We start from the raw sequence: 24,532 nt of genomic DNA, 5'->3' as shown, positions 1-24,532 counted from the left end.
TAGTGTGGTTAAAATTTCAAGTTCAAATTGAAACCTATACTTTTTGTAGAAGGAAGACTCATGTTCTCAAACCCTGGGATTAAACCATTTCCTCCGGTTGCCACAGCTACCTCGGGATCAAAATGCACATTGCTCTTAGGGGTCCATAAAAACAAATTCCTACCAACTAAGGATACACTTACGTCTTTAAAATAGCCATTGAAAATGTCGTTCGGAAATGTATATCCCAATTTCAACTCACGCACTTTTATGTAGGTTGCATCTATCAATTGGGCCTCACTAATATGATCCAATTGTCCTTTAAAAAAATTCCGGACATCTGTTCCGTATACACCTTCGCTATAAGTCCCATCAGTACTAGTTGAGTTCTGGACATAAGTTCCATCCACGAGAGCAGCACCCGGAATAAAATATGGGTCATCATATTCTTGCCCCACAGGCCTAGCGCTACGGCCTTCTAAACTTTCTATCAATTGGCCTGCGCCAACACCCTTGTTATAAAACCTTGAAATAAACTCACCTCCCCACTTAATATCAACAAGTCCGGACAGGCTTACATTTTTATAGGTAAATAAATTATTGATACTGCCCATCCAATCCGGATTGAAATTGCCTAGATAAATGTCTTCACTTGTAATTTGTGCCATACCACTTGCACCAATGATAATTTCTCCTTCTAATGGACCACTTTCGACCCTACGGTATCCCGGGCCCCATATTGCACCCATTCTTTCACCTATTCTAGCCTGTATAGAAGCATCTTCCCCTGGTGCAGATTGGGTAATAGAAGTAATACCTTGTGCAAGTTCCTTAACCTTTCCTTCATTCTTAGACCAGTTTAGAGTTAGTTTCCATTGAAAACCGTCTTCGCTAATAATCGGAGTGGCATTCAGCATAATTTCCATTCCCTTATTCTGAATTTCGCCAGCATTAATAACCCGTGAGTTATAGCTTGTAGAAGCTGGCAAAGGAATACCCATTATATGATTTTTAGACCGTGTATCATAATACGTAAAATCTAGATTCAATCGATCTTGGAAGAACCTAAGGTCAGTGCCTATTTCGTATGTTGTAATACTTTCCGGCTTTACGTTAAATTTAGACAAATTCGAACCACTGGCCATTGTCAAGAGATTGCCCCAGGGTTGCTGAAATGCGTACACATCTATTAAAGTGGCAACTCCCGTATCATTACCTACTTGTGCGGCACCTAGTCTTATTTTAGCCAGTGACACCCAATCAGGCATTGTAAAGGTGTTGTTTAATAAAGCACTAAATGAAAGGGATGGATAAAAATAAGAGTTGTTTTCTGTGGGAAGCGTACTGGACCAATCGTTCCTAGCCGTAATATCCAAAAAATAGGTGCTTTTATAATCCAAATAAGCAAATGCGTACAAACTATTTAAGCTCTTTTTAAAGCTCCATGAATTTGCTATTAGGCTTGCAGCACTATTTGCAAAGGTGTAGAAGCCTGGCTCTGAGAGCTCGGGTGCCAAAACCGCACTGTGCTTTCCTTCCAACCTCAATTGATTGCCACCCCCTGATAGGTTGTAGTTAAAATCTTCGCCTATCTTATTTTTATAAGTCAGTAGAAAATCATAATTACGTTCTTCATTAAATAAGGAAATTTCTTGATACCTTCCATTTTCCGCTCCAACCGTACTAACAGCCCATTTTTGGGGACGGAAATCGTTGAAATAATCGGTACCTCCTCTTAACATAATAGAGAAATGATCCGTAAAATCATATGTAAGGCTTATTTTTCCAAAAATGCGCTTTTTATCCTGACCTTTAGTATTTTCGTATTGATAAAAAAATGGGTTATTATGGTTTTCACCGTAATTATATTGAAATTGACGTGTTCCCTCAAAGCCCCTTTGCCAGTAATCACGTAGTGAATTGATATCCAGATTTCGGACAGACCAATTGAACATATACATTATCGATGTACGATCGTATCCGGTCTCAGGCCTATTCGTACTAGTCGAATTTGTATAGTTAACAGTCGCATCAACGTTAAATTTATCACTAAGTTTATAAGTGCTTTTTATGGCGATTGTATTTCGCTTTAGGTCATTGTTTGGGATGATACCTTTTTGGTCTAAACCGGTATAAGAAAGTCTGAACGTTCCTTTATCGTTTCCTCCTGAGATGGCAACATTATTAAAAAAGGTAGTCCCAGTCTGAAAAAAATCGCGCATATTATTGGGATAGGCTATCCAAGGAGTTGGTATAACTTCCCCTCTATTGGGGTTGGACACATCCCCACCACGCATCCCACCTAAAGTAGGAGAATGAAATTGTCGTTCCAATGTACCTACATTTAACCTAGGGCCCCAACTTTCATCATATCCATCGCGGATACCATCAGGATAAATAGAGAAACTAGCACCAAAGTTAGAACCTTCATAATTACCATCACGACCTTGACCGAATTGGTTTTGGAATTTTGGAAAACGTAGCAAGCTTTCCAATGTAGTTCCTGTTGTTACACTGACACCAAGACCTGTGTTTCTTTTACCAGATTTTGTTGTAATTACTATAACTCCGTTGGCAGCACGTGAACCATACAAAGCAGCGGCAGCAGCACCTTTGAGAACCGTTACGGATTCTATGTCAGCTGGGTTAATCTCTGCGGCGCTGTTTCCATAGTCGGCACTTGTAGAATTAGAAGTTCCAGAATTACCCGTGGGTACTCCATCTACCACATATAAAGGATCATTTCCTCCAAAATTTAACGAATTCTCCCCTCTTATAACAATCCTGGATGTTGCGCCAACTCCACCCGCGGTAGATATACTGACCCCAGCTATTTTACCAGAAAGTGAGTTGACAAAATTCGTCTCCCGGGCTTCATTTATATCATCTCCTTTTAACTCCTGTACAGCATATCCCAATCCTTTCTTTTCTCGACTAATTCCCAAAGCGGTAACAACCACTTCATCTAGTCTTGAAGCACTTTCTGACAATATAACTGTAAATTCCAATTGACCGTTTATTGGAATCTCCTTGGTAATAAAGCCAACATAGGAAATTAATAATACTGCATTGGAATTACCGACCGTCAATGTGAATTTTCCATCAAAATCGGATTGGACACCATTTATTGTTCCTTTTTCCAGAATATTTGCACCGGGCAAAGGATTACCGTCTTCATCGTTAATAACCCCTGATACCTGAAATTGTCCTGTTTTTATAGGGAGGTTGGAACCTTGATCCCTGATAGAGGGTATGACTTTAATTTTCTTTCTACGTAAAATAATTTGCTTGTTCAGTATCTCATAATCAACTTCAGTGTTTTGAAAAAGTTCCGATAAAATAATTGATATCTTCTTATTCTCTACCTTTATAGTAACCTTTCTATTGAGATCTACATCATTCCGATTAATTAAAAATTTAAATTCAGAGGCTGCTTCTATTTCTTGGATAATTGTTTCCAAAGGTGCATTGGAAATATCCAATGAGATCTTTTTACCTTGCGAATAAGAATTTGCTTGAATTTGAAATAAAGAAACGATGGTCAGTAGTACCGTGAGCTTCATTTTTAAACTTAATTTAAAAAGGCATAGCCTATATCCCTTAATATTTAAGAGTTTTTTCATAATTTTGTTTTGTTAATTGATTTAAATTCGTTCAAATCATTTTGCTAAATCGGGAAATGTGTCCGCATTTTCCGATTTTTATGTTAAAATGACCAAGTGGCAGGTTTAATTAAGAGATTTATTTCATATTTTTCGTGTTTTAATGGTTCAAGATCTATTTAATGATAATTTCATTGTCAACTATGGTGTAGTCAATAGTCCAACTTTTACTAAATGATTCTAAAACTTGGTCGATAGTTTCTATGTCGAAAGTAGCATCGAACAATTGTTCCTCCAATTGGGAGTTCGTATTATGTATAACCACATTATAATGTCGCTGTAAGGCTTCCCGAATTTGTTTGAATGGGGTGTTTCGAAAAATCAACTTACCCCTTAACCATGCCGTATAAAGACTAGTATCTACATTGCTAAGGGATATTTCATTACTGGTCCTGTGCCATTCAGCTTTGTGGCCTGGGGCCAATAAAACAGATTCCAAATTGGAAATTCCTTCCGAAACTATTTGCATTTCAACCGCTCCTTCTACTAGGACCGTATTGATGTTATCATCCTCAGGATAGTGGGATACATTGAATTTTGTCCCCAGTACTTTAATATCTACTTCATTCACATTCACTACAAAAGGATGCTCCTTGTCTTCCGTCACATCAAAATAAGCTTCTCCCGTTAAATAAACCTTCCGGCTCGCACCTTGGATAAAGGCCACAGGATAACGCAAAGTAGTTCCTGAGTTTAAATAAACATGGGTGCCATCGGATAAGACCAAATCAATCTTTTTACCATAGGGCACATTAAGTGTATTATAAATTAATTTTTGGTTTCCAAGTTTTGCAGGATAACTCAGTTTGGCTTTGTTTTGAACAACAATTAAATCGCCCTCCGCATCCCGAACTTCCCTATTGTCATTAGTGCTCAATGTCTCCATTTTACCATTGCTCAAAATAATGGTAATAGCTTCCTCTTCAGGAATTAATACATTGGTCTTATTACTTAAACTTCGCTCATGTTGGATATAATAGCCTAAAGAAACAATTAACAAGCCTATAGCGGCATATTTAATAAACCCCACAAAATTCTTACGGATTTTATCTCTTTTAATTTTCCGTATTAAATTATTTTTGATCTTATCCGTGTCCGGTACGTTCATACTGGTCATTATCTCTAAATGTAATTGTATATACTTCTCAAATTTTTTTGCATTACCTTCAACTAAAATCCAATCGGACAAAATATTCAGTTCTCTTGCCGTTGCATTGTTTGATAAATATTTAACAATAAGTTCTTCTTCCTCTGATTCCGACATTAGATTCAATCTTTAAAGTAATGACATAGCAAATTTGCAATACCCTAACTTTTTATGTATTTTTTTTTCATATTTGCAATAATTGAGCATTCAAAATACTTATAATCAATTTTAATGATATGGACAATGAAGATTATACCTTTCTTTTAAAGCGTTTGAAGAAAGGTGATCAAAAGGCCTTTGTTTTCTTAATAGATAAATTTAACGGGCGTCTATTTGGGTATGCACTGAGTTTAACCCACGACCACGCGCAAGCTGAAGATATTCTTCAAAATGTATTTCTAAAGACTTGGGAAAAAAGAAAAAAATTAGGAATCCATTCCTCTCTACAGAACTTTTTATTTAAATCAGTTTATAACGAATTTATCAACCTTTACAAGAAAAATCGTTCCACTATGATTTTGGAACAAAAGTATTTTGAGAGTCTGGAAAAGGCTGTTCATATACATAATGACCAGTCCTTTGAGGTTATTATTGCCCAAATTACCAAAGAGATACAAAACCTGCCTCCAAAATGCCAGCAAATCTTTGTTTTGAGTAAAAAAGAAGGCCTAACCAATATTGAAATATCCGAATATTTAAATGTTTCGATAAAAACAGTAGAAGCACAAATCACAAAGGCTTTTGGCATTCTGAGGAAAAAGCTAAGCAACAGATTTGACCTTATAATGTTCCTAATCTTCCTATCGAAAACGAAAAGATTGGCCAAATAATCAACTATCTCCGTTATAATATTAGTTATGTTAATATAAAGGACAGGTATTTTTTTTTAGCACATAAGCCTTCACTAACTCTTTTTGCTGGATAATGAACAAAAATTATTGCATTAAATCCTTCCGCGAATCAAAATCATTATGCGCCCTAATTCGATTTTATTTAACGTCTATCTACCCGAATCTTATAAAATCGAATTAGTATCCATGCACAGTTAAGTTATGGTAAGTATTCTATGCATTTTCCAAATAAATTTTCATTATTTTTTTATTGGTCGATTATTTCCACCTTAATACACCCCATCCTTTTTGTGGTGGGCGATATTGAGGGGAAATAATTTTTAGGAGGTGTATTTCCAATAAGGTCAACGTATGGAGTGTTCCGATTTATGACGGCAAATACCCTGAAATTTTTCTTAATCCATTTTTTGTTTTACTCCTCTTAAGTGCCTAGCGGCACTACGAATTAGAAAACAAAAAATCCGATCACTTTCGTGATCGGATTTTCTTGGTCGGGGCGGCAGACCTAACTACCTACACCCAAAAAACTGTTTTACAGTTGTTTATAAAATTTCATTTCGTTTTGCACACCTATTTGTACACTACAAACCAAGTTAGAACTCTAAAGATATTATTTGCTGTTCTTTAGTACTATAAAAGTACAAATAAAATGACTCATGTACAGGATATGTACTTTTTTCTATTGTATGCTCAATTATGAATATTGTTTCCACTTTGAACTTTATTGACATATTGGAAAATTAGGCAGTTCTAATTATTGGAACCTCATATCTCTGGTTTAACAATTAGCACTAATAACCTATTTTGTATAAGTTGGCATATGGCTAGTTATGATTATTCCTATTCGGCAGTTCAAAATCAACATTACTGCGTAAGAAACACTCTAATCTGCAAAACCTCCGTAATATTGACCATCACTGGGGACCGTTTCCCGAAACCATCTATATATTGTTGTAAAGGAAGAAATTTAAAAATTCTCATATCACTGGTCATCTTTAAACTCTTATTGATATAATAACACCATAGTATGGGCTTAACTTGTTATTTCTCTATCATTCTAAAAAAAGGAATTCATTTATAAGTTTATCCAACCAACAGAAGATGAAGTTATTTTAAAATAACTTATTTTCAATTTCTTCCAACGACTGTCCCTTTGATTCTGGAACGGTGAAGTAAATAAACAGAAAGCATATAATGCAACTTACGGCAAAAACAAAAAACACCTGCTCCATAAGCACCGAAAGCATAAGAGGAAAGAATTGTGCTACCAAAAAGTTACCGCCCCATAAAAAAATTACCGAGATGGTCATAGCCCTTCCCCTCACACGATTTGGGAAAATTTCGGATACAACTACCCAATATATACCACCCATGCCTAAAGAGAAAAAGGATACATAACTTAATGTATAGAAAAGTAATAATGCCCCCCCCTCTTCTGCATATGGGAAAGCCAGGCCAAGTAAAACTAAGGAAATCCCCATTCCAAAAGAGGCAATCAACAATAATGGTCTTCTCCCTATCCTGTCAACCAAAAACAAAGAAACCAGGGTAAAGACCAACATCACAAAACCAATAACTATAGAGTGGCCATAGGCATCCCCTACTTCTATTCCGGCAGTTAGAAAAATTCTGGGAGCATAATACATAATGACATTTATACCCGTAATTGCCTGAAAAAGTGCAAGTATTATTGCCATAATTGTAATGCGCCGCTTTTTGGACCGAAACAATTCTCCTATTTTCCCTTCTTCTTCCTTTAAATTTTTCAGGATTGCGGAATAGGTTGATTCTACAAGCTCAGAATCTGTTATTTTCTGGAGAACCAACTTTGCATTTTCCAATTTTTGGTTTTTTGCCAGCCATCTTGGACTCTCTACTATAAAATATAGTAATACCAGGTATAAAACGGCAGGTACCGTTTCCGTCGCAAACATCCATCTCCACCCCAAATTATTCATCCAAACTTCATCACCTAAGACTATAATATAATGATTAGCTGAATATGCTAATATCATTCCTACTATAATAGCCACTTGATTTATGGAGACTAATTTGCCACGAATGTTGGGAGGTGCTATTTCTGCAATATATATTGGTGTTGCCATAGACGCGACACCAACGCCGATACCACCGATCAATCTAGCCGTTATTAGAAACTCAAGGTTTATTGGAAAGGCACAACCTATTGCCGAGATCGTAAATAGAAATCCAGAAAAGAACATTCCTTTTTTACGCCCAAACGTATCTATAATCCATCCGGCCCCGGCCACGCCGAGGATACATCCAATTAATGCGCAGGATACAATCCATCCCAAAGTCTTGTCATCCAGTTTGAAGTGTGATTGCAATGCTTCGGTAGTGCCGGAAATTACAGCGGTATCATATCCGAACAATATACCTCCAATGGCAGCAATACTAGTGATTATATAAACATAATTGGTTTTTGACATTTGGTTTGGTATCTATTATATGGTTTGTTAAATGAGTTCTTTGGGAAGTTTAATACCTAACTTAATGCTCCATTGTTTGATTTGATTACATAAAGCTAGCTCTAAAGGGATTCCATTTTTTTTTCTTTCTTTTTCATTTCTATAATGATCATCTCCCGGAACCTCAATAGATATGTTAGAATCTTTTGTAGGCTGTTTTCGTGCCTCCTTTGCCATAAGTGATACGACTTCCGGAAAATTGACGCCGCCAAAGAAACGAGAGGGATCAATTGCTAAGACCAGAGATCCCAAATGTCTTTTCTTTGATAGGTCTCCGTACATTTCTGATATATTTGGCCCCCATGGCATTCCATTAAGAGGACCACAAAGGAGATCAATCATAAATGCCAAAGCATATCCTTTATGCTCGGCCATAGGTTTTAGGCACTCAACCAAATTGGGGTCATCGGTAGGATTTCCCTCGATGGTGTAAGCAACATCGAATGGGATTTTTCCGTTTTCATACCTCGCGTTCATAACCTTATTCCATGCAATAGCACTAGTAGCCATATCAAGACATAATGGTAGGCCATCCTTATTGGGTACACTTATACATATAGGGTTTGTTCCAATAAATTTCTGAAATCCGCCATGGGGCGCAACAAAAGCATCGGAATGTGTAAAGACTATTCCTATTAGCCCGGATTCTGCGATCATTCTTCCATAGACTCCAATGGCACCACAATGTGAAGACTCCCTTACTCCCACGATTCCGACCCCATTTTTTTTGGCCAGCGAAATTGCTTCCTTGGTAGCTGCATCGACTACCACAATGCCCAGTCCATGATCACCATCCATATTGGATGAACAAGGTCCCGTATTTTCTATTTTCAACTGTGGAGTAGGATTTAATGAGCCTGCATTGATTCGGTTTAAATAATGTGGTAAACGTGCGATTCCATGTGAATCGATGCCCCATAGGCTCGTTTGTACCAAACAATTCGTAACGACTGCGGCATCTATATCCGATAGCCCCATTTTTATTAAACAAGCTCTTCCCCATTTAGAAAAAGATTCAGAATTTACATATTTCATACTTTTCATTTGAGATATTAATAAAATTTACCCAATAAAGGCCTACACCAACCTCCGTCAACATCTATAAGATTTATTGGTGGAGCAATCAATTCATATTTTGATGCAGAAATATTCCGCAAACAGATATTTTCTAAAATAACCATCTCATTTCCCAATAGTTCTATATGGGCTGGAAATGTTGGCTCAGAAGGTGGATCTATAGTAAGATAATCTAGCCCTACCAGAATAATTCCATTTGACGTACACCATTTAGCCGCTGACTCTTCAATATAGATGAAATTTGGATCCCAAGGTTCTGTCCAATAATCAGAATTACTATTCTTAGTTTTGAACAATAACCTTTTAGCATCTTTGGGTATATTACATAGATCCAGTGAGGAGGCATCTATACATTTATCTAGATGAGTCAAATCCAAAACATAGGCCGGACCCATCCAATAATTCAAGGGAATTTCATGTAATTTTTTGCCATCGGGGATAAAGTGCCATGGCGCATCAACATGTGAACCGTGGTGAAGACCCCCATTATAGAACCCAACATTGGCGGGATTCCCTTTCTCATGACTCCAAAACGGCCATGTTAATTGTGGGCTTGGATCCCCAGGAAAAACAGTAATCGAAGATGATGACGGAATACTAATATCTATATATACCCCCATGTTATTCTTGCCAATATTTAGCCCCAGGCAAAGACCCATTCATTAAATATCCTCCATCAACGGTAATATCTTGACCGGTCATATAACCGGATTCATTACTGGCTAAAAATAAGGCAGCATTGGCAACCCAGTCGGCATGGGCAATTTCGCGAAGAGGGATTCTTTCATATAGGGATTTCTTTACCGAGTCGGTGTACATTGGTGTTGTCAATTCGGTATATGTTGCACCGGGTCGTATAAAATTGGCCGTAATTTTATACGGTGCAACTTCTGAGGCTACCGTTCTTATAAAAGCTTCAATGCCACCTTTTGAAGCGGTGTAATGGCTACATGAAGGTTCACTTAATTGTGCATGGATACTAGACAACGCAATGATTCTTCCCCCATCATTTTCCCTAATCATTTCTTGCAACGCCTTCTGTGTGCACAAAAACACGCTTTTAAGGTTCGTTCTAATGATAGCATCCCAATCCTTTTCTAACATGTCCACTATTAAGGATTGGCGAATAATTCCAGCATTATTGACTAAAACATTAAGTCCTCCCATTTTTTTGATGGCCCCTTTAAAAGCAATATCCACTTGATGAGAATCCCCAACGTCGCATTGTACTGCATAAGCAGCACCTCCATCTTTTAGTATTTCTTCTGCGACTAAGGAAGCCTTCACATAATCAATATCTAAAATTGATATTATTGCACCTTCCTTTGCAAAACACTTTGCAATAGCTTTACCAATACCATTTGCAGCACCGGTTATAATTACCTTTTTATTTGCTAATCTCATAGATACTTTATTGGTTATTATAATTTATAATGTTATAAGTTTTTTTCAAGGATTGGACAAGGAACTGAAGGCAATTAAGGGACAACTTACTGTTGTCATGTACATAGGGTTTTGAAGATTACCTGACGGATGGAAACACTCATAGGGAGCTCCAAATCCGGATCCTTTTCTAAAATCATTCTCCCTTAGATCATCAATAAATTCCTTTGCCAGTTTTTGTGCCGTTACGATATCGGTTTTAGCTATTGCAACGCACACCCATCCCGTTGGGGTTCCCCAATAGGCCCCGTTCTGATAGGTATTCTTAGATGCCATGGAAAACTCCCATGCTGTAGAGTTGTCAAAATCATCGGTAGTAAGGATATGTCTAATATTTCCTTTATAGGACAAATGGCCGTTATTGTATTCTCTGGCTAAAAATCGACTTGTTTTCTCACTGACTCCCTTACTCAAAATGTTTAAATATATTGCCAGGGAGGTGGACCAAACGTCCGCCTGGCTACCCTTGCCATTGGAAGCCTTTAACATACCCCTGTCATCCATGAAAACTGGAGGTATGGCTTCTTTTATTTTATAGGCAATAATTCTATATTTATCCGCTTTTATTTTATTATTCATTTTTTCAAACAGCTCCGATAATTGCAGGGATGCCCTATATTTTAATATGGAGGGATAGCAAAGGTCACCAGTTATGGCCTGAGCATCCCTAAAACCAAAATCTACACCTCTGAAGTCATCAGTTGTTGTCACAATATGATTATCTAAACTAGAAGGGGGCACATTAAAGGCTATTTCCAATCGATCTATCAGACGAATACCATTTATTTCCTGTTCTAAAAAAGAAATTTCACTTGTTGACTCTACATAGTAATGAGCCATATGTACAAAGAAAAATTGATCTCCATATGGTGGGGTCTTTCCCCATTCAGCCGTTCCTTGTTCCTCATAGCTATAGGTGCCGGGAAAGTAAATGGGCAAACTGTTGTCCATACGGATATGATCTGCTATGGCCCCGAACGGAATCATAGCGCCGTTTTTTGTAATCCAAGTTTGATCTGCCTGCGTGGATGCGGTAAGTAACAGCATATGTTTTTGTTCGTCCCTATTCACGAATCCGGTTTCCAACGACATGGCATAATCCCGTATCCAAAAGGCGGGGTAGCTTCCCCCTCCCCCTGGCTTTATCAAAACCGCCCCGGTATTGTTATTTCCCCATTGGTCCGCAATTTGTTGTCCGGGGTAGATACGAGAGCTATCCATGATAACCTTGGTAAGCGTTTTCAAGAATTGAAAATCTTTATTACTTAAAATGTCCTTTTTTAAAGTATTCTGAGATTGTGCATGCACCACTGCCAACATACTAAACGATAAAAACATTAATACATTTTTCTTCATATTTATCCTATACGTTAAAATTAGATTATAAAATTCTACTAGGGAATTCCTCAACGACAAAATCAAAAGTTTACTCCGTAAGAAATAAAATATAACATGTTAATAGTATTTCTTTCTAATAAACACCACTGAAAAGAACACATTTACAAACTTGTAGATCAACCACATTAGGAGCAGGTTATAAATGACCTGCTCCTTTTGAATCTAGATTATATTTACAATAATGGGTCGAATGTCCCAGAAGGCCAACCCTTGGTCTGTTCCAAGTTGGGATTTTGATCTAAATGTCTTTTGGGTATGGCATAAAAATAATACTCAGGCAGAACATTAAATTCCTGGGTCCCTACTTCTATCTCTTCCACATTAAAGACATCCAAATAATCATCTACATTATCTAACCCAGATGGTCCCGTGGTTCCTTCTTTCTGACTTATCTTTAATCCATGCTTTTGTAGTCCATTAAGTACAACATCCCATTTTCGTAATCTTCTAAGTTGATCGAGTCTTTTATTTTCAAGAGCAAACTCAATTAGATTTTCATTTTCAAATGCTAATCGTATTTCTTCTTTCGTATTTGCAGTAATTCCATATCTATTGTCATTTCCCGGGAGGATACCTGCCCTTTCTCTGATCTTGTAAAGGACTTGTAAGGCCTCCTCTGCTTTATCTGTTTCATTGGCAGTTTCTCCATAGGTCATTAAAACTTCGGCAAATCTTATCTCTGGCCAATCCATCCCTGCTGTATAGACTCCATCCAAAACAACATCTCTATCCATTGCCTTTACCCTATAAAAACTTGTACTTGTTGGAAGCGGCCCATCCATTGCTCCTTGTGAAATTGTTTTATAAGTCCATAAGTTGGAATTTTGATCAAACATATCTTTTAAGTAAGGTGCCGCTCCATTATAGCCGATGGTAGAATGAAATCTTTTGGACCTATGGCGGTGTAACGTATCATGGGACATCACCGTGGAATCCCATTGGGTTCCATCAACCAAAGGGAACTTATCCACCAATTCGAGGGTAGGTTGATCATGCCCTGTACAATTAAAAGAGTACAATAAAGGACGTGGGCAACCAATATAATATGTACTCCCTGGAAAATTGAATCGATTTACCATAATTACTTCCTTATTTAATTCATCGTTCCAAATACCGGCAAAATCATCATACAAACCTTTTCCTTGACTTTCACAAAACTCTTTGGCTTCCTTCGCAGCCTGATAGGCATTCTCCCAACGTGACCCCATGTTTTCTGGGTTAAATTGGGGACTTGCGTAAAACAACAATACTCGTGCCTTAAAAGCAAGAGCAGTAGATTTATCAATTCTTCCTGCGTCTGCATCAGACCAGGATTCGGGCAACATATCAAATGAAGCATCAAGATCTTGAATGATTTGATCCATGCATTCAGATGTAGGACTTCTTTTAAGTTGAATGGCCTCCACATCTTCATAACCTTGAACATCTAATATCAATGGGACGCCGCCATATGCCTTAACCATTCGAAAATAGGCCCAAGCCCTCCAAAAATGTCCTTGCCCTTTCAATTGGCTCTTTTCTGATTCGGATAAGGTTCCAGATTCTATTTCTTGTAACATCAAATTAATTGATCTTATCACCTCGTATTGCCAATCATCGTAATCATTGATGCCTGCAGTTCCATAACCAAACGGGTTCGAAAATAAGCCTGCATAATTAAGCCCTGCAGCTTCATCTGTATAAATTCCAGAACTAACAGGCATACCAGGCATTAATGCTCCATAAAATCCGTTAACATAGGCTTCTGCCAAAGCAAAGTCATTCCAAACATCACTGGCATTAATTGCCGTAAGATTTTCCTTGTCCAATACGTCATCACAACTCATTGTAAATAAGCACGCAATGGCTATTAACATAGTATTATATTTCATTCTCATATTAAGATTTTTAAAAAGTTAGATTTATACCAATATTAAACTTCCTCATATTTGGATAACTGGCCTGTGATCCAATTTCAGGGTCATACCATTTAAAAGGGGACAGATAAAAAAGATTAGTGCCATTTACATAAATTGTTGCTTTTTCCATTTTAATATCCGATAACCAATTTGCAGGTAGATCGTAACCAATAGATAAATTCTTCAGACGTACAAATCCTCCATTTTCATACCAAAAGTCTGATGCCATAGTACTGGGCGGTTGACCCGGTCCTGTTATTATGGGATAATTAGCGTTTGGAGTTTCCGGTGTCCAAGTATCCCCCCAATGTGCATAAAGTCGAGCATCTAAAGGAAATCCTCGGTTCCAGTGATCCGTATATAGCTTTTGATAACCAAAGAGAGATTGAAAGAAAGTATTTAAAGTTATCCCTTTCCATCTGAAATTAAGATTTAGCCCTGCTGAAAATGGTGCCGTGGCCTGACTAAAATCTGAAATTATCTGTCTATCAAATCCATCTATCCTATTGTCTGGTACACCCTCAGGTCCAGAGACATCTTCGTAGTTCAAATGCCCTAAAGTAGGTGGTGCACCCATAATGGTATACCCAATAGGCAGTGCGTCAAGTTCTTCCTGGGTTCGGATAATTCCTGTCGAAACGTATGTGGCAGTATAGCCTAAAGGTTTTCCATTGGGATTGTCAACATCTTGCGCATCAGCAGCTACATCCGCTTGTTTTACGTTGGTTGTTGCGTAAGAAAAGTTTGCCTGAGCATCAAAATTGAGTGCTCCAATGTCTGTATTATAAGCTAGGCCAATTTCGAACCCTTGAGAATCCATTATTCCGTAATTTTCATCTGGTAAGGTTCCGCCGAAAGTCGTTGGTAAATTAAGTATCCTTCGTCCTAAAATGTCATAACTATGCCTTTTCCAATAATCAAAATTCAATTCTAAATTTTGTTTAGTTAGAATATCAACTCCAACATTAAGGGACCTCGACTTTTCCCATGTTAAATCGCTATTTACTATTCCGCCATATCCAATTACATTTTCATTTGAATTTCCGAGATAGTATTGTCCTGCACTATAATAGGCCTCCTGCCATTGCCAACCTCCCACAGAATCATTGCCCGTATAACCATATGAGGCTCTAACTTTCAGCAAAGGAATATGAGAAGAGTGATTACTGAAAAATGACTCTCTAGAAACTATCCAGGCTACCGATGCCGATGGGAAATACCCCCACCTTTTATCTGGGGCAAATAGCATGGAACCATCCGCTCGAAATGCGCCTGAAAAAATATATTTATCATCAAATTCATAATTTACACGGCCAAGATATGATTTACGGCCGTTATAACTTTCGCTTCCATTTCCGCTAGAATCCTCCGCGTTATTACTAGTGGCAAAAAACTGATCCTTGGTTAAAAGAGGGAAGTCGTACCGCGCGAGTCCGAAATTGGCATTTCCACCATCATATTCTTCATAAATGGCAATGGCATTTACACTATGTTTTTCAAACCTACGTACATAGGAAATTTGAGCATTTAATTGATACGAATTAGACTTAGTGAAGTTATTACTTAATGATTCCCGTGAAGGAACAGGAGAATAAGTTTCACCAATCAAATTTTCGGTGTAAACCTTACCTGTAGAACCCGTTCGCTCATATTTATATAGCTTGTGCTTTTTAAAATAAGTTTTGCTAAAATCACTGATATAATTTTTACTGTAAGTTGTCTTTATGGATAATCCCTCCAAAAATGGAACTTCATATGTAATATCCAGCAATGCATCAATTCCAATTTCCTCATTTTTTTTATAGCCCCCATCCCTAATTAAACCTGGTATACTCATTTGCCATTCGGGATCCACTAAATTTCCTTCTATTTCTATCGGTATATAAAAAAAGAAAGTGTCCAAAGTTCCATACCAATCACTAAAATCAGTTCTGTTCGAATTAAACCTGGTCCCTTTTCCTACGTTGGAACTTAGGTTTAAGCCAATGGTTAGGTTATCGGTAATCTTGGCATTCACTTTTGCCCGTAGATTGTACTTGTTATAGTCCACATTAGGTAAATAAGCTTCGTTCTCGAAATAGGTACCTCCAATGTAAAATTTTACTTTTTCATTTCCTCCGGAGGCACTTAATGAAGTATTTTTGGTTGTAGGATTCCGGTAGAGGTAATCTAAATAGTTAAAACTATACCCTTTTTCTGCGAACATCTCTATTTCATCTTCACCAAACCAGTTCGCCCCAGCTTGTTTTTGCCAAAAAATATTATTTAAAAGATAACTGTCATGATCACTTAGGTATTTCGCTCGTGACGTAGGTTCTTCTACACTATAATTCATTGAAACATTAATATTCGTCTTACCAACATGCCCGTTTTTGGTAGTAACAAGTACAACTCCATTAGATGACCGAGAACCATAAATTGCAGCTGATGCAGCGTCTTTTAAGACTGAAATATTTTCAATTTCATTTACATCCATTCTATCGAAACTTGACTTATCCCTTATTACTCCATCAATTACATATAATGGAGGACTAGAATTCCATGAAGATTGAGATCTTATCCTAATACTTGATGAACTACCAGGTACTCCGGTGGACTGACCAACATATACGCCGCTCATCCTACCCGCCAACAGATTGGAAAGGTTAGATTCCGGAATTTGTGTGAGGTTATTCAATTCTGCGGTTGCCACGGATCCAGATATGGTTTCTTTTTTCTGAGTTCCATAACCAATAACGACTACTTCATCCAAACCGCTCATGTTCTCGACTAAAATTGCATCAATACTATTTCTACCATTTACAGCTATCTCTACAGTAGTAAAACCGAGATAAGAAAAGGCTAGTACACTATTTTGTGAGGTTACGGATATAGAAAAATTACCTTCAAAATCCGATTGAGTCCCATTTAGTGTACCTTTTTCTAAAATATTTGCGCCCGGCAACGGGTTACCATCGCTATCCTTTATAGTACCAATGACTGATAGTTGTTCTTCAATGTTTTCTACGCTTGATAAATTTTCATTATTTAAGGAATTAGTATGTGCTTCCATTCCTATGAAAGTAAGAATTGTAAAAACAGACATCCATGTAGTCTTTAAATGTCTACAATGTTTTTTCTGCCTTTTAATCTGTAATATTAATCGCTTTTCCTTCATTTTATTTATATTATTGATTAGGTTGCTTAGTGAAATTAGACCTGCAAATAACTGGTTATGGCATTTTTATTAGCCAAAAAAAAGATGAATGTATTTTCAAAATTTGGTTTAAGGCATAGGCAATCATTTTTTATTATTAATTTTGTACTGTTACATTAAAAGCGCCGCAATTTTAAAGTGTATACACTTTTGTGGAGCGCAATATAACAATAATCTTATAAAGTGTATACACTTGTGTGAAAATTTATGGATAAAAAAACAATAAAGCGTTCTGGGGATACATCCGATTTATTACTCCAAAGACTTTTGGAGGAAATTGTTAGTGGAACACTTCCTGCCGGAAAACCTATTCGTGAAACGCAATTGGCTCTAAAATGGGAAGTCAGTCGCACGCCGGTCAGGGAAGCTGTAAGAAGTGCTGCTGCCATGGGATTGATTGAGCTTAGGCCCAATCAACGTCCTCTGGTCAAAAATTATTCCCAAAAGGATCTGATTAACCTGACCGAGGTTAGGATAGCCCTTGAGCTCTTGGCCTTCGATAATTCTATTGATATCTTAATCGGTTCTATAAAAGTCAAAAAATTATTAGAGAAATCAGTTACGGTGCAAAATTCGAATTTAAGAAAGACATTAACCAAAAAGGCGCTTGAAGTGGACACCAATCTTCATAGATTATGGATAGATTCTTGTGAGAACCAGTTCATAGTATTTACATTCGAATCGTTATGGCCCTTTATACGAATCCTTCAACGTGTAGCTGCAAACGACACTAATAGGGCATCATTAGCTTTATCGGAACACATCTCAATTTTAAAAGCTATTTATGAAGATGAAAAAGAATTAGCTCGTCAACTTCTGGAAAACCATTTAAGATCCTCAACACCTCTCTTACAACAATTATTGAAAAAAAATAATGATAAACAATTGCGAGTCTGAACACCTCGGTCCGTGGGATAATTAAATGTTTGGCCCACTTTTAATGCAAACAATTTTCTCAAGTCAATTTAGAATCAATTATCTTGAAAGAAAGCTCTATGAAAGTGAGTTAACTAAAATAAGGGGGTAAATCGAGTAAGCAAAGGGGAATCCCCCTTAAACCTCTCACAACACCATACGTGACAGTCTCCCAAAATACGGTTTTTTTTGAACCAAGATCGTAATTATGGCTTTAACACGGGATATTGCCAATGGTAAAATGCATTGGTATATTTAGAGAATTAGCGAAATAGTAGGTAGTAAAAGGGTAAATGGCTGGCCAGGATCCACTAATTTAAAACATGAATTTTCATAATATCCGTTAAAAATCTGTTGAAATCATTAACCTTTTAACACCCGATTCAGGGAGGCCAATTCGGGGGTAGGCTGATTTTCCTTAAAATCAGGACATAATGAATTCTGGGACATCAATGTTACCAGGGTTATAGATGATGGAGATCCCGATAATAATAATAATAATAATAATAATAATAATAATAATGATGGTATTTTGACCCCATTGCCCACAGTATTTTAAGGAATTGGTTTGGTTAATCAAACAAGTGTTATTGATGAACACTCGACACCAGATAATAACAAACCCAACGGTACTTAGACTTTCAAGAAGCTTCATAACTGCCAACAATTACTTTTCAGCTAATAAAGACTGCAACCTACCCTGGTTGTATCGCAGCAATTTCAATTACGGCTAAAAATGTAACTTTCTATCAATGGCAAATGTTCAATGAGACCAGTTGGGTCGAATTGACAGATACAGGTGTTCACAGTAATACTTCAACGAATACTTTATCGACTCCCAATGCGGCCTTTGCCGCTAACGGTAACAATACAGGGTCATTATGACAAACATAGACTATGTATGTCGTAGACAGAATTGTCAAAACACAAAATCTCATTTACACTTGTTTATGAAATATTATTTCATTGTATACTCTTTAAGCCAATTAAGGGCACTAAAGATATCATTAGTAGTTCTTTTGAATTATAAACGTACAAATAATACCCATTAAAATTAAAATTTTCCTTGGCCTTAAAACCATACATAGAATTGTCAGCTATTATTAAAAACACCATTCATGATACTCATGTCCCAAAAATTATCTATCGGGCGATAGTACTTTTTTATAATGATTTGATACATGAACAAATCATTAAAATGGGTATAGACTTTTGTTCTCCCGAATGCCACTTAGGAATCCCTTGGAAAAGGTTATTTAGAACAATTCATCAAGCATTAAAGAGAGGAGTTATTACGGCACCTCTCCTTGATATTAGACTTGTCTCTAAGAAAATATCAAAGACCTGCCTGATATCCGCAGATCAAAGTGCTTATATTTCCTGAAATTAGAATAGTCTCGTAAATATATAATAACTTGGAACCGAGGTTCCCTTCTGTTTGAATACCCCCTAGTAACAATAAAGGTAATTAATCGTTTATTAAAGGTAGGGTTTAATCCGTAACAGTTGTTATATTAAAAACCTTAAAAAATTAAGTTATGAATGCGAATGACCCAAATTTATTGTTGAGTGCAAAAAACACCTTCCGTTTTATTGGTATCGGAGTTATCGGCCTACTTGGTCTGACAGGATGTACCAAGGATGACCCCATGGGCAAAAATGGACAATTGGCCATCAGTGCCAAAAGTAATTATGTAAGCCCTACAGGCAAAACGGCCACTACGGATAAGGCCTCCACAAATTCCGTAGTGTTAAGTGATTTCTTATTGAACCTAAAGGAGTTCGAGCTAGAACTGGACATTGACGACCAAGAAGATGACAACGAACAATGGGATGATGACGGTTATTTCGATTTTGAGGATGAAATTGAATTGGAAGGCCCTTTTGAACTTGATTTGTTGGCAGGCGAAATATCCTTTCTTACCGCATCTGTACCTATGGGCAAGTATGAGGAAATTGAGTTCAAATTTGACAAAAGTACCGATGAGACCAGTGAACTTTTTGAAAAGTCTATCTTGATAAAAGGTACAATAAACAATATTCCATTTGTCTTTTGGCATAATTTCGAGGATGAACTCGAACTTGATTTTGAGGATCCTCAATTCGATATAACCGTTTCAAGTGGTACTGAAAACCTATCTATAGAATTTGACCTAAGCCTGTTGTTCAACAGTGTGAATGGCGTCAACCTATCTCAGGCCGTGGATGGCAACAATAATGGTACAATAGAAATAAGTCCGGTGGACACCGATGGCAATAATGAAATTGCCCAAGAGCTAAGGGATAGGTTTAAGGATTTTATTGATTTATTGGATGATTAAAACGTTTTGGCGTAATTAATTATTTATGGCCAGTACCAATGCCCCAATAATCCTAATGGATATTTTGGACGTGGTTTTGGCCATATTTTTTTTAATAACATTATTATTTTTGGGTCATTATAGATTCCAACCAAATCTTTGTTAAGAGCCCAAACTTGAGACAGTAATCATAATTAAGATTAACCTAAGAGCTTTGAATAGCGTATAATTCGCCCCTAGCAGTTTGATCACAGTTAACAATTATTGAGAGTATTCCCCCGATATTAAGTTACCAATTAAAAGTGCTTTATATCATAAAACATTCTCTATGAAAAGTGTGTTTACAAAACTAAGGGGAATAGCAAGAGGGTAACACGCTAAAGCGGTGTTACTGTATATATTGTACTGACAATCAAGTATTTAATCCGAAAAAGTCTATGTTGATAATAGATTTTTACGGCAAAAGCTTCCGAAAGCCCCATTTTTAGGCAAATTTTTACGGCAAATAGAGAATTCAAGATGTGTCTTTGTTGCCACAAAGACGATCTTGCTTTGCGCCCGATGGTTGCAAAGAACTTATGATCTTTAATAAAAAAGAAAACCATAACCGGTTCCTTTTTAAATGAAAACGGATATGGTTATAAAATTCTATACTCTCTGTAAAAAAGGAAATCTATTTTTTGTTCAATAGCTTCTCTAAATAGAGATTCTTTTCTTTTTCAGCAGCTAACAATTTTTTATATAGTTCCTCAATCTTTTCAGATTGCTCTATAATTTTATCAATAGGATTGAATGTTGGATTGTATAAAACGCCATTCAAAACAGAATTATCATGAAAGGAATTTGAAATTATATTAAGTACAGATTCTTCCGAAAAATTTTTGATCGCTTCCGCAGTAACGCCCAAGGCTTTGGCAACCTTTTCCAGTTTTTCTTCCTCTATAGTTTCACTTTGCTCTAATAAAGAAACGCTTTGTTGGCTAATGCCCAACTCCATGGCCAAGGCTTCCTGCTTCATGCCGCGTAATTCCCTGATACGACCAATCTTTCTGCCGATATGGTTTGGTTTTGTTGCTGTGCTCATATATCAAATATAATAACTTATCCTATATGTTGTGTAGGTAAAGATAGTGGAAAATCCTCAAACATCATTGGTAAAATACCCAATCCACTTGGTAACATACCAATGGTTTTGGTTCGGTACCGCAAAACAGCATTGTTACTTTATGGCAAAGAATCAAGGTTAGTTCAAAAAATGAAAAGCACGGAAATAAAAGATTTGATAAACGGTCAGGAACCTATAGCCATAGTGAGATATTTTGAGTGGACCGTTATATCAAAAAACTATTGCCATCCCAGATATCTATTGCTTAAGCTGAACACTATATGCAAAGATATAGAAGAAGTGCATATCCCCGGAAACATGGTATCCTTTCTGGTATCAAAACTGGATAGCTTCCAAGAAGTATTTCGCAGGGATGACGGAACGGTATGGGAGCGAATGTCCTTTAGGGACAAAGTAAAAGAACATGTTCCCAGACCAAAGATCAATCATTTTATTAGAGAATCATAATCGCCAAAAAATCAAACCTATGAAGAACAATATTCACCTTCTAAAAAATTTTGAACTGTTAAAAAATGGTGACACATCCGCCTTTGCACAAATTCATGCTACATACTGCAGAAATATATTCTGGGTGGGCAAGCGATTTATAGATGATGAATTTGTAATAGAATCCTTGGTTCAAGATGCCTTTTTAAAGCTATGGATCCATAGGGACCATATAGAAAGCCCAAAGCATATCTTCTACTTTTTAAGGTTTGTCATGAAAAGAGAATGTATTTCATACTACAGCAAGCCAAAAAACAAGTTCTTTAGGAAAGTTAATTCCATAGAAGGCTACGATAATTACCAGGACTATATGTTGGGCTATGATCCGCTTAATGACAATGAACATTTACGAAATCAAGAGTCACAACAAAAAGCCTTCGACCAAATCAAAGTTGTACTGCCTTTATTAACCGCAGAAAGGAGACATCTGATCAACCTCTGTTTAAAATATGGCTTCCAATATAAAGCCATTGCCGAGGTAATGGGAACAAGCATTAGCAAGACCAGTCAAGATGTAAAAAAGGCTATTCAGGATATTAGAAAGATTATCCATTTTGGGAGCAGTCGTGTAAATGACCAAAAGTGTTCGGGAAATGAAGTAAAAGTCCCAAGAGTATTGACCGAGGAACAGGAAAGAGTATTGGAGTTGCGGTGCAACAAGAAGTATTCCTTTGCTTTTATTGCCGAAGTCCTGAACCTACCCCAAAAAGAAGTTCATAAAGAGTTTATAGCGGCATACAAGCTATCGAATGTCCGTCAGGAAGTAAAATTAGAATTGGCTTAATATGGGAAAATCAACTATTAAACTCACTAGAAGAATCCAGTTACTGATAGATCTGCCTACCAAAGAAGAGCGTAAGGAGAAACTGGACAAACTCTACCAGTATCAAAATCGGTGCTTTAGAGCGGCGAACATTATTGTCTCCCACATGTACGTACAGGAAATGATCAAAGACTTCTTTTATCTTTCCGAAGGGATCAAGTACAAACTGGCCGATGAAAGAAATGACGAAGACGGCATCCTGCAACGTTCCCGGATCAATACCACTTACCGAATGATATCCGATCGCTTTAAAGGAGAAATCCCTACCGATATTTTATCGAGCCTGAACAATAACCTTTTATCCACTTTTAATAAAAACAAATCGGAATATTGGCAGGGGCAGTGCTCCCTGCGGAATTTTAAAAGAGAAATGGCATTTCCGTTCCCTCCCAAAAGCATGAGCCGGATATCCTATAATCCGGATAAAAAAGCATTTTGTTTTCGCTTATTCTCCATTCCCTTTAAAACCTATTTGGGAAAGGATTTCACTGACAAACATAAACTCTTGGAGCGTCTGGTCAAAGGGGACATCAAGCTTTGCACTTCAAACATTAAACTCAAAGATGGAAAAACCTATTGGCTTGCAGTATTTGAAATTGAAAAAGAAAGGAACGGTCTAGATCCGGCGTTAATAGCGGAGGCTTCCCTGTCCCTGGAATACCCTATAATTGTAAAAGTCGGCAAAACAAAACTTACCATTGGTTCCAGGGAAGAGTTTTTGTACAGGAGGTTGGCGATACAGGCAGCATACAAACGAGCGCAAATTGGCGCGACCTATTCCAGATCGGGCAAAGGGCGTAAAAAAAAACTAAAAGCAGTGGACAGGCTTCGAAAATTGGAAAGTGATTATGTGCTCCATCGTATACACGTATACAGCCGAAAGTTAATTGATTTCTGCATTAAACATCGGGCAGGAACGCTCATTTTATTAAATCAGGATGATAAGATGAATATTGCTAAAAAGGAAGAATTTGTATTGAGAAACTGGAGCTATTACGAGCTCATGACCAAAATAAAATACAAGGCAGAAAAAGCGGGAATTGAACTAATTGTTGGTTGATAAATTTATTTGAGGGTGCTTGTACACTCGTAAGGTGAGGTCTATGACACTCACTAAATGTGAACAACATATACAACGGCGTGGGTTTTCTTATTTAAAAATCCCATTGAAGTACTAATTTTCCGTTCAAACCTAATCTGAACCCATATTTTTTTTGGGCTTAAAAAAGAATTTCCTTTCGATTCGTTCTTCATAAGGCGACGGGAGTGTATTGAAAGGAAATGGTTATTACGACATAATTTAAGCCAAAAACAGTCTCTCGTGAACAGAATTCCTATACCCCAATCTGGCAAGAAAATTAAAGTCTTGTAACCTTTTAAAATTATAGTACTAGAATTTTTTTCATGGCTTTTACCGTAAAAAACATTCTGCATTAAAGGATTCATAAAAGTTTTGCTGAATATTTAAGTGGAAATGAAGGGTAAGTATTCTGAACTTATTTTGTTTAAATTATAACAGTATTCTGTTTGTTTTCCTGTTGACGCGAGTACCAATTCTATCCTCCTACTTTGCAACCATCGAAGTCCTAAATTCCCAACCTTAAAAATCACAATATTTATGATTTCAATTGTGAGGTCATAAATTCATCATGTTTCTTAAATGATTGGTGTCCTTCCCTGTACAAGAAGATTTCCACAAAGAAGGCATAGTTTTGAATTAAGTGGATCAAGTTTAACAAATG

General features: G+C 37.0%; 16 protein-coding genes. 6 read left to right on the top strand and 10 right to left on the bottom strand.

Annotated elements, in window-relative coordinates; translation table 11 throughout:
• Nucleotides 1-8 precede the first annotated feature (8 nt).
• Both MWU82_RS20840 and MWU82_RS20835 read right to left on the bottom strand, forming a co-directional pair.
• Nucleotides 9-3,602 carry a SusC/RagA family TonB-linked outer membrane protein gene (locus MWU82_RS20840; RefSeq protein ID WP_247097786.1) on the bottom strand — a complete coding sequence of 1,198 codons (3,594 nt, stop codon included), beginning with the start codon at nucleotides 3,600-3,602 and terminating at the stop codon, nucleotides 9-11.
• A 154-nt stretch (nucleotides 3,603-3,756) separates the two neighbouring features.
• Complete coding sequence (locus MWU82_RS20835; protein WP_247097785.1) at nucleotides 3,757-4,905, bottom strand: FecR domain-containing protein; 1,149 nt, start codon at nucleotides 4,903-4,905, stop codon at nucleotides 3,757-3,759.
• A gap of 119 nt (nucleotides 4,906-5,024) precedes the next feature.
• Between MWU82_RS20835 and MWU82_RS20830 the strand changes: the two genes are divergently transcribed.
• Entirely contained in the window at nucleotides 5,025-5,618 is a 594-nt protein-coding gene (locus tag MWU82_RS20830; RefSeq protein ID WP_247097784.1) for a sigma-70 family RNA polymerase sigma factor, read from the top strand.
• A 1,133-nt stretch (nucleotides 5,619-6,751) separates the two neighbouring features.
• On the opposite strand, the gene MWU82_RS20825 is transcribed toward MWU82_RS20830, so the two are convergent.
• The 7 genes from MWU82_RS20825 to MWU82_RS20795 all read right to left on the bottom strand — a co-directional run bounded on the left by MWU82_RS20825 (nucleotide 6,752) and on the right by MWU82_RS20795 (nucleotide 16,996).
• Nucleotides 6,752-8,089, bottom strand: a complete 1,338-nt coding sequence (locus MWU82_RS20825; RefSeq protein ID WP_247097783.1) for a sugar porter family MFS transporter — start codon at nucleotides 8,087-8,089, stop codon at nucleotides 6,752-6,754.
• A gap of 27 nt (nucleotides 8,090-8,116) precedes the next feature.
• Nucleotides 8,117-9,163, bottom strand: a complete 1,047-nt coding sequence (locus MWU82_RS20820; RefSeq protein WP_247097782.1) for an Ldh family oxidoreductase — start codon at nucleotides 9,161-9,163, stop codon at nucleotides 8,117-8,119.
• Between the two features lie 17 nt (nucleotides 9,164-9,180).
• On the bottom strand, nucleotides 9,181-9,825 hold the full coding sequence (locus MWU82_RS20815) for a cyclase family protein (RefSeq protein WP_247097781.1): 645 nt from the start codon (nucleotides 9,823-9,825) through the stop codon (nucleotides 9,181-9,183).
• 1 nt (nucleotide 9,826) lies between these two features.
• On the bottom strand, nucleotides 9,827-10,609 hold the full coding sequence (locus MWU82_RS20810) for an SDR family oxidoreductase (protein ID WP_247097780.1): 783 nt from the start codon (nucleotides 10,607-10,609) through the stop codon (nucleotides 9,827-9,829).
• A 45-nt stretch (nucleotides 10,610-10,654) separates the two neighbouring features.
• Complete coding sequence (locus MWU82_RS20805) at nucleotides 10,655-12,004, bottom strand: hypothetical protein (protein ID WP_247097779.1); 1,350 nt, start codon at nucleotides 12,002-12,004, stop codon at nucleotides 10,655-10,657.
• A 215-nt stretch (nucleotides 12,005-12,219) separates the two neighbouring features.
• Nucleotides 12,220-13,923 (bottom strand): RagB/SusD family nutrient uptake outer membrane protein, encoded by a 1,704-nt coding sequence (locus MWU82_RS20800; protein WP_247097778.1) that lies wholly within the window; start codon nucleotides 13,921-13,923, stop codon nucleotides 12,220-12,222.
• Between the two features lie 10 nt (nucleotides 13,924-13,933).
• Nucleotides 13,934-16,996, bottom strand: a complete 3,063-nt coding sequence (locus MWU82_RS20795; protein WP_247097777.1) for a SusC/RagA family TonB-linked outer membrane protein — start codon at nucleotides 16,994-16,996, stop codon at nucleotides 13,934-13,936.
• A gap of 351 nt (nucleotides 16,997-17,347) precedes the next feature.
• Between MWU82_RS20795 and MWU82_RS20790 the strand changes: the two genes are divergently transcribed.
• Complete coding sequence (locus tag MWU82_RS20790) at nucleotides 17,348-18,037, top strand: GntR family transcriptional regulator (protein ID WP_247097776.1); 690 nt, start codon at nucleotides 17,348-17,350, stop codon at nucleotides 18,035-18,037.
• Between the two features lie 1,556 nt (nucleotides 18,038-19,593).
• Entirely contained in the window at nucleotides 19,594-20,376 is a 783-nt protein-coding gene (locus tag MWU82_RS20785; RefSeq protein WP_247097775.1) for a hypothetical protein, read from the top strand.
• Nucleotides 20,377-21,028: 652 nt separating this feature from the next.
• Here the strand turns inward: MWU82_RS20785 and MWU82_RS20780 are convergent.
• Nucleotides 21,029-21,439, bottom strand: coding sequence for a helix-turn-helix transcriptional regulator (locus MWU82_RS20780; protein ID WP_247097774.1), 411 nt, complete (start codon nucleotides 21,437-21,439; stop codon nucleotides 21,029-21,031).
• A 171-nt stretch (nucleotides 21,440-21,610) separates the two neighbouring features.
• Between MWU82_RS20780 and MWU82_RS20775 the strand changes: the two genes are divergently transcribed.
• Genes MWU82_RS20775 through MWU82_RS20765 form a run of 3 tightly spaced genes read left to right on the top strand, consistent with a single transcriptional unit; the run spans nucleotide 21,611 to nucleotide 23,850 of the window.
• Entirely contained in the window at nucleotides 21,611-21,928 is a 318-nt protein-coding gene (locus MWU82_RS20775) for a hypothetical protein (protein ID WP_247097773.1), read from the top strand.
• A gap of 19 nt (nucleotides 21,929-21,947) precedes the next feature.
• Entirely contained in the window at nucleotides 21,948-22,751 is an 804-nt protein-coding gene (locus MWU82_RS20770) for a sigma-70 family RNA polymerase sigma factor (RefSeq protein WP_247097772.1), read from the top strand.
• A gap of 1 nt (nucleotide 22,752) precedes the next feature.
• Entirely contained in the window at nucleotides 22,753-23,850 is a 1,098-nt protein-coding gene (locus MWU82_RS20765) for a hypothetical protein (protein ID WP_247097771.1), read from the top strand.
• The last annotated feature ends 682 nt before the right edge of the window (nucleotides 23,851-24,532 follow it).

The sequence above is a fragment of the Arenibacter sp. S6351L genome (assembly GCF_023016025.1).
GTDB classification, from domain to species: domain Bacteria; phylum Bacteroidota; class Bacteroidia; order Flavobacteriales; family Flavobacteriaceae; genus Arenibacter; species Arenibacter algicola_B.
This window is presented reverse-complemented; position numbering and strand designations above follow the sequence as displayed.

Excerpts from the sequence above, each read along its gene's own strand:
- MWU82_RS20840 (WP_247097786.1), bottom strand. The coding sequence starts at position 3,602 with ATGAAAAAACTCTTAAATATTAAGGGATATAGGCTATGCCTTTTTAAA.
- MWU82_RS20835 (WP_247097785.1), bottom strand. The coding sequence starts at position 4,905 with ATGTCGGAATCAGAGGAAGAAGAACTTATTGTTAAATATTTATCAAAC.
- MWU82_RS20830 (WP_247097784.1), top strand. The coding sequence starts at position 5,025 with ATGGACAATGAAGATTATACCTTTCTTTTAAAGCGTTTGAAGAAAGGT.
- MWU82_RS20825 (WP_247097783.1), bottom strand. The coding sequence starts at position 8,089 with ATGTCAAAAACCAATTATGTTTATATAATCACTAGTATTGCTGCCATT.
- MWU82_RS20820 (WP_247097782.1), bottom strand. The coding sequence starts at position 9,163 with ATGAAATATGTAAATTCTGAATCTTTTTCTAAATGGGGAAGAGCTTGT.
- MWU82_RS20815 (WP_247097781.1), bottom strand. The coding sequence starts at position 9,825 with ATGGGGGTATATATAGATATTAGTATTCCGTCATCATCTTCGATTACT.
- MWU82_RS20810 (WP_247097780.1), bottom strand. The coding sequence starts at position 10,609 with ATGAGATTAGCAAATAAAAAGGTAATTATAACCGGTGCTGCAAATGGT.
- MWU82_RS20805 (WP_247097779.1), bottom strand. The coding sequence starts at position 12,004 with ATGAAGAAAAATGTATTAATGTTTTTATCGTTTAGTATGTTGGCAGTG.
- MWU82_RS20800 (WP_247097778.1), bottom strand. The coding sequence starts at position 13,923 with ATGAGAATGAAATATAATACTATGTTAATAGCCATTGCGTGCTTATTT.
- MWU82_RS20795 (WP_247097777.1), bottom strand. The coding sequence starts at position 16,996 with ATGGAAGCACATACTAATTCCTTAAATAATGAAAATTTATCAAGCGTA.
- MWU82_RS20790 (WP_247097776.1), top strand. The coding sequence starts at position 17,348 with ATGGATAAAAAAACAATAAAGCGTTCTGGGGATACATCCGATTTATTA.
- MWU82_RS20785 (WP_247097775.1), top strand. The coding sequence starts at position 19,594 with ATGAATGCGAATGACCCAAATTTATTGTTGAGTGCAAAAAACACCTTC.
- MWU82_RS20780 (WP_247097774.1), bottom strand. The coding sequence starts at position 21,439 with ATGAGCACAGCAACAAAACCAAACCATATCGGCAGAAAGATTGGTCGT.
- MWU82_RS20775 (WP_247097773.1), top strand. The coding sequence starts at position 21,611 with ATGAAAAGCACGGAAATAAAAGATTTGATAAACGGTCAGGAACCTATA.
- MWU82_RS20770 (WP_247097772.1), top strand. The coding sequence starts at position 21,948 with ATGAAGAACAATATTCACCTTCTAAAAAATTTTGAACTGTTAAAAAAT.
- MWU82_RS20765 (WP_247097771.1), top strand. The coding sequence starts at position 22,753 with ATGGGAAAATCAACTATTAAACTCACTAGAAGAATCCAGTTACTGATA.